The sequence below is a fragment of the Rhodococcus sp. P4_B6 genome, assembly GCF_056402215.1.
The window spans coordinates 1-12,710 of the sequence record NZ_JBFUHV010000113.1; the positions used below are offsets into that span (position 1 = coordinate 1).

The following is a 12,710-nucleotide window of genomic DNA, read 5'->3' on the forward strand; positions in this document are numbered from 1 at the left end:
CCGGTTCGGTGTGGATCAACCAGTACAACGGGTTCGACACCGCCATGCCGTTCGGTGGCTACAAGCAGTCCGGGTGGGGGCGTGAGCTCGGGGCCACCGCCATCGACCTCTACACCCAGACCAAAGCCGTCAACATCGCACTCTGACCGTCACTCAACGAGGAGAAAGACATGAAGACCAAAGCAGCGGTTCTGTTCGAAACGCACAAGCCGTTCGAAATCGTGGAACTCGAGCTGGACGGTCCGGGTCCCGGCGAAGTGCTCATCAAGTACGTCGCGGCAGGCCTGTGCCACTCCGACCTGCACCTCACCGACGGCGATCTGCCGCCGCGTTTCCCCATCGTCGGCGGGCACGAGGGGTCCGGCATCATCGAGGAAGTCGGCCCCGGTGTCACCAAGGTGAAGCCCGGCGACCACGTGGTCTGCAGCTTCATCCCGAACTGCGGCACGTGTCGCTACTGCGCCACCGGCCGCCAGAACCTGTGTGACATGGGCGCCACCATCCTCGAGGGGTCGATGCCCGACGGCTCGTTCCGGTTCCACTCGGACAAGCAGGATTTCGGTGCCATGTGCATGCTCGGCACGTTCGCGGAGCGGGCCACGATCTCGCAGCACTCGGTGGTGAAGGTCGACGACTGGCTCCCGCTGGAGACCGCCGTCCTCGTCGGCTGCGGTGTGCCGTCCGGTTGGGGCACCGCGGTGTACTCCGGCGGCGTGCGCGCCGGTGACACCGTCGTCATCTACGGCATCGGCGGACTCGGCATCAACGCCGTGCAGGGCGCGGTCAGCGCCGGCGCCAAGTACGTCGTGGTGGTGGACCCGGTGGCGATGAAGCGGGAGGCCGCCCTGAAGTTCGGCGCCACCCACGCGTTCGCCGACGCCGCAACCGCGGCGGAGAAGGTCAACGAACTGACCTGGGGCCAGGGCGCCGATCAGGCCCTCATCCTGGTGGGCACCGTCGACGAAGAGGTGGTGCAGAACGCGACCGCCGTCATCGGTAAGGGCGGCACCGTCGTCATCACCGGCCTCGCCGACCCCGCGAAGCTCACGGTGCACATCTCGGGAACCGACCTGACCCTGAACCAGAAGACGATCAAGGGTTCGCTGTTCGGCTCGGCCAATCCGCAGTACGACATCGTCCGCCTGCTGCGGCTGTACGACGCGGGTCAGCTCAAGCTCGACGAGCTGATCACCACCAAGTACACGCTCGAGCAGGTGAACGAGGGCTACCAGGATCTGCGGGACGGAAAGAACCTGCGTGGCGTGATCGTCCACGCGTAGGCGGCTTCGCCGCCCGTGCGCGGCAAACGAGTCCGGAGACTCGTTACCCGCGCACGGGTGCGGAGCGCCACACGTCGGCGAGCAGGTCGTACGTCTTCAGCCAGGACTCGGTGTTCTCGGCGTGGGAGGCGACGATCAGCTCGTCGGCCTGTGCGTGCTCGGCGAACTCGTCGAGGTACGTCTTGACCTCGGTGGGTGTGCCGACCGCCGAGTACCGCACCATCTGCGCGACCTGCTGACCCGCCGGGGACGTCATGATGAGGTCGACCTCCTCGGGGGTGAACTTCTGACCGCGTCCAACCATTTGCACCACCCGTCGCCGCAGCGAGGCCTCGAACTGCCGGTGCGCGTCCTCGGTGGTGTCCGCGGCGATGGCGTTGACGCCGGCGATCACGTACGGCTCGGACAGCTCCTCGGACGGTTCGAACCGTTCCCGGTACAGCGTGACGGCGTCCACGAGCGAGTCGGGGGAGAAGTGGGACGCGTTGGCGTAGGGCAGGCCGAATTTCGCGGCGAGCTGCGCGCCGAACAGCGAGGATCCGAGGATGTACAGGGGAACGTTGGTGCCCTTGCCGGGAATCGCATCGACGCCGGGCACCCGTGACACGCCTTTGAGGTACGCCTGGAGTTCCAGCACGTCCTGCGGGAACCGGTCCGCGGACGCCGCGTCGCGGCGCAGTGCGTACATCGTCTTCTGGTCGCTGCCGGGGGCGCGGCCGAGTCCGAGGTCGATGCGGCCGGGGTGCAGGGTCGCGAGGGTGCCGAACTGCTCGGCGATCGTCAGCGGCGCGTGGTTGGGCAGCATGATGCCACCGGCGCCGAGCCGGATGTTCTGGGTGTGCGCGGCGACGTGCGCGATGAGGACGCTCGTCGCCGAGGAGCCGATCGACGGCATGTTGTGGTGCTCGGCGTACCAGATGCGGCGGTACCCGCGGGTCTCCGCGAGTTGCGCCAGTTTCACGCTCGCGTCGAAACTGTCCCGCGCCGTGTCGCCCTCGCGGATGTAGGCCAGATCCAGAATCGACAGAACAGCACTCACGGGCTTCTTCACCTTTCGTCACCGAGGTGCGAGAGGTTAGCCTCGCGCACTACCTCCGGGTACAACCGCGGAGGCAGTGCGCGTATTCCTGGCCGGTGTCAGGCCTCGACGAGTGGTCGCAACGTGCGGCCGGTGAGTTCCACGATGCCGGGTTCGTGCCCGTTGGCGACGAGATTGAGGACGACGCCGTCGATTCCCGGATCGAGGACCCGGGTCTTCAGCTGCTCGGCCACCTCGTCGGGGGCGCCGCAGAACTGCCGGTCGGTGGCGGCGGCGCGTTCCTCGTCCGACGCCTTCGACAGGTCGACGCCCCGCGCGAGCAGGAACTCGTGCTGGAGTTGGCGGGCGCGGTCGCCGTCCTCGTCGATGATGACGAAGGCCAGATAGCTGGTCTCCAGCGTGGACCGGTCGCGGCCGATCTCCGAACAGCGCGCGTCGAGGGCTTCGAGCTTGCGCGGCAACTCGCTCGCGTTGCAGATGATGTTCAGGTGATCGGCGAACCGGGCGGCGAGACCGAACGTCTTCTTCTCCCCGCCACCACCGAGCATGATCGGCAGGTCGTCGCGGATCCGCGGCTCGTTGATCGCGTTCTCGACGTGGTACCACTTGCCGTCGAACGTCGGGCGCTGACCGTGCAGCATCGGCGCGATGATCTGCAGCGCCTCGTCGAGCCGTTCGAACCGGTCGGTGAACGTGCCGAACTCGTAGCCGTACTGCTGATGCTCGAGTTCGAACCAGCCGGCCCCGATCCCGAGGACGGCGCGTCCGCCGCTGGCGACGTCCAGGGTGGTCACCGCCTTCGCGAGCATGGGTGGGTTGCGGTACGTGTTGCCGGTGACGAGGGCGGACAGCTGAATGTTCTCGGTGGCCGTGGCGAGGGCGCCGAGCGCGGTGTACGCCTCGAGCATCGGTTCGTCGGGCTCACCGAGGCCGGGCAGCTGATAGAAGTGATCCATCACGAATGCGGTGTCGAAGCCCGCGGATTCGGCCTCACGGGCCTGTGCGATCACGGTCGGAAACAGGTCCGCGACCGGGGTGGAGTAACTGAAATTCGGCATCTGGTATCCAAGGCGAATAGTCACCCGATCGACGCTACTCGGATGCCGGCTGGGGCACCTCTTTTATTTCGAGGGTAGGAAGTGATCACCCTGGGGTCCCTGTTACGCCACCTGTGGGTGGTGCACGCTGACGGTGGTGCCGTATCCGTCGCCGATCCGCCATCCGCGACAATTCTGCGCGGTGGGGAGGCGGAGTAGGCAGAGCAGAGCCCGAGGGGGGAGTTGAACATGTATTTCGATTCGCAGCAATCCGGTGGCACGGCATGCGCCTGCCCGGAGAGGCCTACGCCCGTCCGGCCGCACGTGGCCGTCCTGGAACGTCCACTCGCGCAGCCGACGCGTTCGACCGTCGGCGCCTTTCCGCTGACCGCAGCGCAGCGATCCATCTGGTTCGCGCAACAGCTCACGCCGGAGGTCCCGTACGTCATCGCCCACTACGTCGAGCTGAACGGGCCGGTCGAACTGGATGCTCTCCGCGACGCCACCCGTCGCGCGAACCGCGAATTCGGCTGGGGATCGGTGCGCCTGGTGGACATCGACGGACAGCCGCATCAGGTCGTGGATCCGACCGTCGACGATCGGGTGCCGACCACCGACCTGCGCGGCGAGGACGATCCCGTCGAAGCAGCGCACCGCTGGATGCGGAACGACCGGACCGCACGCACCGACATGTACGACGGTCCGCTCCTGGTCTCGCACATTCTGCGGCTGGGCGACGATCACTACTACTGGTATTCCCGCGCTCACCACATCGTGTCGGACGGGTACGCCGCGATGATGCTGATGAGCCGCACGGCCGAACTGTACGTCGCCGCGGTCGAGGGCAGAGAGCCCCCGGGTTGCCGGATCGAGGGACCGGAACGTCTCGTGCGGGAAGACGCGACCTACCGCGCCTCCACCCGGTTCGCCCGCGACCGCGACTATTGGCGAGAACAGGGCAGCGGGCCGGCTTCGGTCCTCAGCCTGAGCGGCCGCGCCGCGCGACCGGAGGTCGACGCCCGGACAGCGACCGGGCACACGCCTGCGAGCGGCGGTGTGCGGAATCCGACGGCCGTGACCGTCGCCGCCTTCGCGTCCTATCTCGCCAGGATGACCGGCGCCGACGACGTGGTCCTGTCCCTGCCCGTGTCGGCGCGGACGACGGCCTGCCTCAGGCATGCCGGCGGCTCGGTCTCCAATGTGATCCCGTTGCGGTTGAACGGAATCGGCTCTGCCACCGTGAGTCGTGCGGTCGGAACCGCGGAGGCGGCGTTGACGGCGGCACTGCGCCGTCAACGCTACCGCCGCGAGGACATCGGCCGGGACCTCGCCTCGGGTGGGGTCGAACTCCTGCATTTCGGGCCGGTGGTCAACGTCATGATGTTCACCAAGGAGATCACGCTGGGCGCCGTGCACGGGACGGTCCGGGTACTCACCACCGGTCCCGTCGCGGACCTCGCCGTCAACATCTATCCCGGGGCCGAGGGCAGTGCCCCCCGGATCGACTTCGAGGGAAACCCGGCACTGTACGACGACGCCGAACTGACCGGACACCACTCGCGTTTCCTCGCGTTCCTCGACCGCTTCATCGCATCGGCCGAGTCGGATGCACCGGTTGCCGATCTCGACGTCTTCTTCGCGGGCGAACGCGCGGAATTCGCTCCCGCGCGGGGTCGTCCGGATACGGACGCCGTCACGCTCGACCGTCTCCTGACGGGAACCGTCGCGAACGACCGGGCGGCGATTGCGATCACCGACCGGGGACGCACACTGTCCTACGGCGACCTGGACCGACTCGCCACCCGGTTGGCCCGCCTTCTGGCAGTTCGGGGCATCGGACCCGAGGACGTCGTCGCGGTCTCCATCCCACGGTCGATCGAGTCGGTGCTGGCGCTGTGGGCGGTCGCGAAGGCCGGCGCGGCCTATGTCCCGATCGACCCCTCACACCCGAGCGCTCGCATCGCGTACACCCTGGACGATTGCGGCGCGACGGTCGGGCTGACCGTCCGCTCGGAGCGGTCCCGGCTGCCCGGCACCGTCGCATGGCTGACCGCCGATATCGACGACCTCGACAGCCTCTGTGAAGAAACCCTCCCCGATGCGGAACGGACCCGTCCGCTGCTCGTGGATCATCCCGCGTATCTGATCTACACGTCCGGCTCGACCGGAACACCGAAGGGGGTCGTCGTCACCCACCGGGGTCTCGCCAACCTGGCACAGGAGATCCGGGACAAGTACGCGGTGTCCTCGCGTTCTCGTGTCCTGCATTTCGCCTCACCGAGTTTCGACACGGCGCTGGTCGAAGTACTCGCGGCCTGTATCGGCGGCGCGACGCTCGTCGTGACCCCGCCCGGCGTGTTCGGCGGTGACGAGCTGTCGCGACTGTTGCGCGACGAACACGTCACGCACCTCCTGACGACGCCGTCCGCACTGGCCGCGATCGACCCCGGCGCGACGAACGACCTGGAGTTGGTGCTGGTCGGAGGGGAAGCGTGCCCGCAGGAGTTGGTGCGGCGGTGGGCCGGCAGACAGGACATGCGCAACGCGTACGGTCCGACGGAGACGACGTGCAGCGTCACCCTCACCGATCCGATCTCACCGGACGCGCGACTGACGATCGGCTCCCTGATGCGCGGCGTGGACGCGGTGGTTCTGGATCACCGCCTGCGTCCGCTTCCTGTGGGCGCCGTCGGTGAGCTCTACCTCGCCACCTCGGCACTCGCACGGGGCTATCACCGGCGCCACGGTCTGACCGCCGCACGGTTCGTGGCCAACCCGTTCGGCCGCCGAGGATCCCGGATGTTCCGCACCGGGGACGTCGTCCGGTGGACGGCGACCGGGACACTCGAGTTCCTGGACAGGGCGGACGACCAGATCAAGATCCGCGGATTCCGTGTCGAGCTCGGCGAGATCGACGCCACGCTGACCGCGCAACCGGGCGTCACGTTCGCGGCGACGGTGCTGCACCGGACCTCGGCCGGAAACCCGAACCTGGTGTCCTACATCATGGCCGAGCCGGACGCCTCGATCGATCGTGACATGCTGACAGCGCAGCTGGCACGATTCCTGCCCGACTACATGGTTCCGAAATCGATCATGCTTCTGAATTCGATCCCGTTGACACCGACGGGGAAACTCGACCGGGCAGCGCTGCCGCTGCCGGAGTTCGGCTCGGACTCGGTGCCTCATCGTGACCCCGAGACGCCGGCCGAGCGTCGGGTCGCGCGAGTGTTCGCCCAGGTTCTCGGTGTGGACGCAGTAGGCGCCGACGATTCGTTCTTCGACCTCAGCGGCGACTCGCTGTCGGCGATCAGGGTGGTCGCGCGGATCAACGCCGAGCTCGGCACAAGCATGGGTGTGCGCGACCTCTTCGACGCACCGACGGTCGCTGCACTGGCAGTGACGGTCGCGGAGGCCTGCGCACACTCGCCGGCCATCCGCCCGCAGCGCGGACCGAAGCTGGGTGCCACACCGCTGCCCGCCCTCGTGCCGCTGTCCCCGTCACAAGTCTTCATCGACCGCACCGTCGTGGAACCCGCTCTCCACAACATCCCCTTCACCGTGCGCGTGCGCGGCGAATTCGACGTCGATGCCCTGCGCTCGGCGATGGCGGACGTCCTCGGCAGGCACCGGTCACTGAGGACCGTGTTCCCCGACTCGCCGTCGGGGCCGTACCAGTACGTGCTCGACGTGGCCGACGCGATGCCCGACCTCAGGCCGGTGGTGATCGGCGCGGCGGAAGCGGAAGCCCGGACGTCGAACCTGCTGTCCGCCGGATTCGACGTGCGGCGGGACCCGCCGCTGCGCGCCCGGCTGTTCCGGCTCGGCGACCGAGACCACCTGCTGGCGTGCGTCGTCCACCACATCGCCGCGGACGGCTGGTCGCTCGCGCCGCTGGCACGGGATCTCGCGGACGCCTACGGTGCCCGGTCTGCGGGCGGGGCGCCCGGCTGGGAGCCGCCGACCGCGACGTACGCGGACTACACCGTGTGGCGGCGGGCGCTGCTGGGCGACGAGGACGACCCGGCGAGTGTCGCGTCGAAGCAGATCGCCCACTGGGCGAAGGAACTGTCGGGGCTGCGCGGGGAGCTTGCGCTGCCCACCGATCGCCCCCGGCCGGAGCGGTGGACCTACCGGGCGGGGCGGCTTCCGTTCTCGCTCGACGAGCATGCGCATCGAGGCCTGCTGGCCACCGCGCACGAGCATCATGCCAGCCTGTTCACGGCGCTCAGGGCGGCAGTGGCGATCCTGCTCGCCCGCCTCAGCGGAGATCCCGACATCGCGATCGGCACTCCGATCGCGGGTCGGGGAGACCCGGCGCTCGACGACGTGGTGGGCATGTTCGTCAACACGCTGGTTCTGCGTACCCGGGTCGACCCGAGCATGACGCTGTGCGACATCGTCGAAGGATCCCGCGGCGTGGAGCTTCGCGCTCTGGCGAATGCCGATGTGCAGTTCGAACGACTCGTGCAGGTACTCGACCCGCCCCGGTCGCCCTCCCTGCACCCGCTGTTCCAGGTTGCGCTGTCGCTGAACAACTTCGCTCCCGCCGCCCTGAACGTGTCCGGGCTCGACTTCGAGGTCACTCCGCGTCCGCTCGACATCGCCAAGTGCGATCTGCACTTCCACTTCACCGAACGTCACGACGTCGACGGGAGGCCCGCCGGAATCGACGCCGAACTGGTGTATTCCGCCGACCTCTACGATGCATCCACCGCACAGGGTTTCGTCGACCTGCTGCACACCGTCGTCGACCCGATCGGTAGGTGACCGGGCATCGGACGTGGTAGAGATGCCTGATGAGAGGCTTCCGGAGATCGATTCTGGTGTCATTGCTCGGTGGCGCGGTGCTCCTCGCGCCCGCCGCCTGCTCCGACCCGTCGGGCACGGCGGTGAGCGAGCCGTCGACCGCGTCCGACGCGGGTCCGTCCACGACCGACCCGGCGACCGGTCCGGCGACACCCGCGGGGGTGCCCTACACGGAGTCCGAACTGCAGGTCACCGGTTCCACCGGACGCGTCCGCTACGACGTGCTCATCCCGCAGATCGAGGGCGGCGACCCGGCGGTCACCGCCGAGTTCAACGAATCGATGCGCGCCGCGCTCCAGGACCAGATCGACGGCTGGGGCACCGACGCGTTCACACTGAGCAGCCAGGAACACAGCGTGGCGCACATCGGTGAGCACGTGATCAGCGGGCTGCTCGTGACGTCCTGGAACGCCGATCCGCCCGGGGCGCATCCCACGCCGATCGTCGCGACGGTGGTGGTGAATGCCGACACGTCCGCACCGATCACGCTCGGCGACCTCTTCCCCGACCTGCCTGCCGGGCTGCAGGCGCTGTCGGACAGTTCCGAGCGCCTCCTCCCCGAGACGGTCGCCGGACCGGACTTCGAGCGATCGGGCATCGAGCCGACCGAGGCGAACTTCGCCAACTGGCTGGCCACCCCGGCGGGCATGGAGATCCACTTCAACGACTACCAGGTGGGACCGCACGCCATCGGGCTCGTCACCGTCACCGTGCCGTGGGACGACCTCGCGGACGTGATCGACCCCGAACTGGCTCCCGTCGTATCGAGTTAGCCGCCGCCCGACCGCTCACCGGGAACGAACCTGTAGCTGCCCGGGTGCTCCGACCTACCGTCCCAGACAGGCCTTGCTGCCGAAATGTGTCTGTCGAATGGGAGAGGAGCGCGCCCGTGAGTGCACGCACCGAAGTTGATGCTCGGGCGAATCGGATCGGCGACGTGGACGCGGTCGTCGTCGGCGCGGGATTCGCGGGTCTGTACGCCGTCCACAAACTGCGGAGCCTGGGTCTGACGGTCCAGGGTGTCGAGGCCGCGGACGGCGTCGGCGGAACGTGGTTCTGGAACCGCTACCCCGGCGCCCGGTGCGACGTGGAAAGCGTCGACTACTCGTACTCGTTCTCGCGGGAACTCGAGCAGGAGTGGGACTGGAGCGAGAAGTACGCCACCCAGCCCGAGATCCTGGCGTACATCGATCACGTCGCGGACCGGTTCGACCTCCGCGACCGTTTCCTGTTCGGCACCCGCGTGACGTCCGCGGAACTGGACGAGGACACGCTGCGGTGGGAGGTGCGCACCGACCGCGGCGACGTCCTGACCGCCCGGTACTGCGTCTTCGCGACCGGTGCCTTGTCCACCGCGAACATGCCGAACATCCCGGGACGCGAATCCTTCACCGGCGATACGCATCACACCGGCCACTGGCCGCACGAGGGGGTCGACTTCACCGGCCGCCGGGTCGGGATCATCGGCACCGGTTCCTCGGGCATCCAGTCGATTCCCGTCATCGCCGAGCAGGCGGATCACCTGTACGTGTTCCAGCGCAGCGCCAATTACAGCGTCCCCGCGGGCAACGAGATGTGGGACGACGAGATGCGGCGCGCGATCAAGGCGGGATACGACGAGCGCAGGCGGCTGTCGCGGGAGAGCGGCGGCGGGTCGCCGTACAACGCGCACCCGAAGTCGGCGCTGGAGGTGTCCGAGGAGGAACGCCGCGACGCCTACGAGACGCGATGGAAACTCGGCGGGGTGCTGTTCGCGAAAACCTTTCCGGACCAGACGAAGACCGAGGCCGCGAACGCGACCGCGCGGGAGTTCGCGGAGAACAAGATCCGCCGCCTCGTCGACGACCCCGCGGTCGCGGACAAGCTGATCCCGAACGATCACCCCATCGGGACCAAGCGGATCGTCACCGACACCCACTATTTCGAAACGTACAACCGGCCGAACGTCACCCTGGTGGATCTCAAGGCGGCGCCGATCGAGTCGATCACCCCGTCGGGGATCACCACCGCCGACGCCGACTACGGCCTCGACACGCTGGTGTTCGCCACCGGATTCGACGCCATGACCGGAGCCCTCGACCGCATGCGGATCGTCGGCCGGGACGGCGTGTCCCTCGCCGAGTACTGGAGTGAGGGACCGAAAACCTATCTCGGTCTGGGTGTTCCGGGATTTCCGAACCTGTTCGTCGTGACGGGGCCGGGCAGCCCGTCGGTGCTGGCGAACATGGTGCTCGGCGCCGAGCAGCACGTCGACTGGATCGCGGACTGCATCGAGCACCTGTGGGAGAAGGACTACGACGCGGTCGAGGCGTCGGTCCCGGCCACCGAGCAGTGGGTGGAGCACTGCCGCGAGCTTGCCGCGCAGACCCTGTTCCCGCTGGCGAACTCCTGGTACATGGGCGCCAACATTCCGGGCAAACCCCGCGTGTTCATGCCGTACATCGGGGGCTTCGGCGCGTATGGGCGGATCTGCGCGGACGTCGCGGAGGAGGGGTTCCGCGGGTTCGAGTTCAGCCGGTCCCGGACGCGGCTGGCAGACCCGGTGGGGTAGTTGCCCAGATATTGGTCAGCCGCGCAGGCAATTACCTGCGCGGCTGACCAATTGGTGGGAAAAAGGAGCAGTTCAGTCGGGCAGCGCGTACGTGGCCCAGGCCCGGGCGAGCACGTCGCCGTCGAGCGTGCAGGTGACGGTGACGTCGGTCATGCGCACGCCGTCCTGGACGTACGTCTGCTGCAGCGAAGACGTGAATTCGGCCCCGGACGGCACGGCCCGCCGGATGCGGGTGCGGAACCTGCGGAGCGTCCCGGGAAACTGCTCGGCGCAGTGGCGCTCGAGCAGTTCTGCCGACCGGTCGTCCTGTGTCGAGGCGCCGGTGAAGCTGTTCGTCCAGAATTCGAAGACCAACTGCTCGTCGCGGTTGTGGAAGCGGACCAGCAGGTCGTGGTCGCCCACCCTGCGGACCTGTGCCGTCAGCGCGTCGTCCGGCGTCCGGCGCGGTCGCAGGAGGAGGAAGTCCTGCTCGACGGCCGCCCCCGGCTGGGGTGCGACGATCACCCCGCTCGGGACGGCGTCGGCGCACAGCCGGCGAATCTCTGCTGTGTGCGGCTGCGAAGAGATGAGTGCGGCCATCGGTCCTCCCAATTTCCGGGTATGTGATCCGCACGGTAGTCGCCGCGGCGGGGAAACGGGGGGTGTGGGTCCCTGTGATCGGGACGCGGAAGTTCTGCCGCGATGCGTGGATACGAAAGCCTCTCGCTGAGTGGGAGAGTCGGGTACCGGAACGGACCGCGTGCGCCGACTATGAGCTACACCACACCCCGAGGGTGTTCTTGACGTACAGCGAGGCGGAGGTAGACATGGCGCGCAACAGTGCCGTTGACGGCGACGAAGTCCGGATGATCGAAGTGGGATCGGCACCAACGCGTTTCGCGCGCGGGTGGCATTGCCTGGGTCTGGCGAAGACCTTCAGGGACGGCGCCCCGCATCAGATCGATGCGTTCGGCACGTCGCTGGTGGTGTTCGAGACGTCGGACGGCACCCTGAGCGTGCTCGACGCCTACTGCCGCCACATGGGTGGCAACCTGGCGCACGGCACCGTGAAGGGCGACTCCATCGCCTGCCCGTTCCACGACTGGCGCTGGGGCGGCAACGGCAAGTGCACGGGAATCCCGTATGCGCGGCGCGTCCCGCCGCTGGCGCGGACCCGGGCCTGGACGACCATCGAGCGCAACGGCCAGCTCTACGTCTGGAACGACCCGCAGGGCAACCCGCCGCCCGCCGACGTGACGATTCCCGAGATCGAGGGATTCGGTTCTTCGGAATGGACCGACTGGACCTGGAATTCGCTGCTCGTCGAGGGTTCGCACTGCCGCGAGATCGTCGACAACGTGGTCGACATGGCGCACTTCTACTACGTCCACTTCTCGTTCCCGCGCTACTTCAAGAACGTGTTCGAGGGGCACGTGGCCACCCAGTACATGCAGTCGACGCCCCGCCACGACATCTCGGTGGGCACCAGCTACGACGACCCCAATTCGACGCTGCGCTCGGACGCGTCGTACTTCGGCCCGTCCTACATGATCGACAAGCTGTGGAGCGAGGCGAACGGCATGATGATCGAGACGGTGCTGATCAACTGCCACTACCCGGTCAGCGCCGATTCATTCGTCCTGCAGTGGGGCGCCATGGTGAAGAAGCCCGAGGGGCTGTCGGACGAGGTGGCGAACGGTATGGCGGCCCAGTTCGCGGAGGGCGTGGAGCTCGGGTTCAAGCAGGACGTCGACATCTGGCTGAACAAGTCGCGCATCGACAACCCGCTGCTGTCGGAGGAGGACGGGCCGGTGTACCAGCTGCGCCGCTGGTACCAGCAGTTCTACGTCGACGTCGAGGACATCACCGAAGACATGACGAAGCGCTTCGAATTCGAGATCGACACCACCAGGGCGGTGCAGAGCTGGGAGGCGGAGGTTGCCGACAACCTCGCCAACGGCGTCGTGCCGCTCGACACCAACGCCTGAGCCCGCTCGCAAAAGAAGGACACGACA

General features: G+C 67.8%; 9 protein-coding genes. 6 read left to right on the forward strand and 3 right to left on the reverse strand.

Annotated features, from left to right (window positions below; all coding sequences use genetic code 11):
- Positions 1-146 (forward strand): aldehyde dehydrogenase family protein (locus tag AC1DWT_RS35115; protein WP_477924177.1); only part of this gene is annotated, 146 nt, incomplete at its 5' end.
- A 24-nt stretch (positions 147-170) separates the two neighbouring features.
- On the forward strand, positions 171-1,280 hold the full coding sequence (locus AC1DWT_RS35120; protein WP_206013437.1) for an NDMA-dependent alcohol dehydrogenase: 1,110 nt from the start codon (positions 171-173) through the stop codon (positions 1,278-1,280).
- A gap of 43 nt (positions 1,281-1,323) precedes the next feature.
- Here the strand turns inward: AC1DWT_RS35120 and AC1DWT_RS35125 are convergent, their stop codons facing one another.
- Both AC1DWT_RS35125 and AC1DWT_RS35130 read right to left on the reverse strand, forming a co-directional pair.
- Positions 1,324-2,319, reverse strand: a complete 996-nt coding sequence (locus tag AC1DWT_RS35125; protein WP_095862723.1) for an LLM class flavin-dependent oxidoreductase — start codon at positions 2,317-2,319, stop codon at positions 1,324-1,326.
- A 98-nt stretch (positions 2,320-2,417) separates the two neighbouring features.
- Positions 2,418-3,401 (reverse strand): LLM class F420-dependent oxidoreductase, encoded by a 984-nt coding sequence (locus AC1DWT_RS35130; RefSeq protein WP_072948110.1) that lies wholly within the window; start codon positions 3,399-3,401, stop codon positions 2,418-2,420.
- 198 nt (positions 3,402-3,599) lie between these two features.
- Between AC1DWT_RS35130 and AC1DWT_RS35135 the strand changes: the two genes are divergently transcribed.
- The 3 genes from AC1DWT_RS35135 (at position 3,600) to AC1DWT_RS35145 (ending at position 10,716) form a co-directional block, all read left to right on the forward strand.
- Complete coding sequence (locus AC1DWT_RS35135) at positions 3,600-8,126, forward strand: non-ribosomal peptide synthetase (protein ID WP_206013436.1); 4,527 nt, start codon at positions 3,600-3,602, stop codon at positions 8,124-8,126.
- Between the two features lie 29 nt (positions 8,127-8,155).
- Positions 8,156-8,938, forward strand: a complete 783-nt coding sequence (locus AC1DWT_RS35140; protein WP_206013435.1) for an RsiV family protein — start codon at positions 8,156-8,158, stop codon at positions 8,936-8,938.
- A gap of 155 nt (positions 8,939-9,093) precedes the next feature.
- Positions 9,094-10,716 (forward strand): flavin-containing monooxygenase, encoded by a 1,623-nt coding sequence (locus AC1DWT_RS35145; RefSeq protein WP_206016000.1) that lies wholly within the window; start codon positions 9,094-9,096, stop codon positions 10,714-10,716.
- 72 nt (positions 10,717-10,788) lie between these two features.
- Here AC1DWT_RS35145 and AC1DWT_RS35150 read toward each other — a convergent pair whose 3' ends face one another.
- Entirely contained in the window at positions 10,789-11,295 is a 507-nt protein-coding gene (locus AC1DWT_RS35150) for a hypothetical protein (protein WP_206013434.1), read from the reverse strand.
- A gap of 227 nt (positions 11,296-11,522) precedes the next feature.
- Here AC1DWT_RS35150 and AC1DWT_RS35155 point away from each other — a divergent pair, with 227 nt between their 5' ends.
- Positions 11,523-12,683 carry a 3-ketosteroid-9-alpha-monooxygenase, oxygenase component gene (locus AC1DWT_RS35155; RefSeq protein WP_072946411.1) on the forward strand — a complete coding sequence of 387 codons (1,161 nt, stop codon included), beginning with the start codon at positions 11,523-11,525 and terminating at the stop codon, positions 12,681-12,683.
- The last annotated feature ends 27 nt before the right edge of the window (positions 12,684-12,710 follow it).

What these genes read in the sequence shown, in the direction of transcription:
- AC1DWT_RS35120 (WP_206013437.1), top strand. Translation starts at nt 171, where the DNA reads ATGAAGACCAAAGCAGCGGTTCTGTTCGAAACGCACAAGCCGTTCGAA.
- AC1DWT_RS35140 (WP_206013435.1), top strand. Translation starts at nt 8,156, where the DNA reads ATGAGAGGCTTCCGGAGATCGATTCTGGTGTCATTGCTCGGTGGCGCG.
- AC1DWT_RS35150 (WP_206013434.1), bottom strand. Translation starts at nt 11,295, where the DNA reads ATGGCCGCACTCATCTCTTCGCAGCCGCACACAGCAGAGATTCGCCGG.
- AC1DWT_RS35155 (WP_072946411.1), top strand. Translation starts at nt 11,523, where the DNA reads ATGGCGCGCAACAGTGCCGTTGACGGCGACGAAGTCCGGATGATCGAA.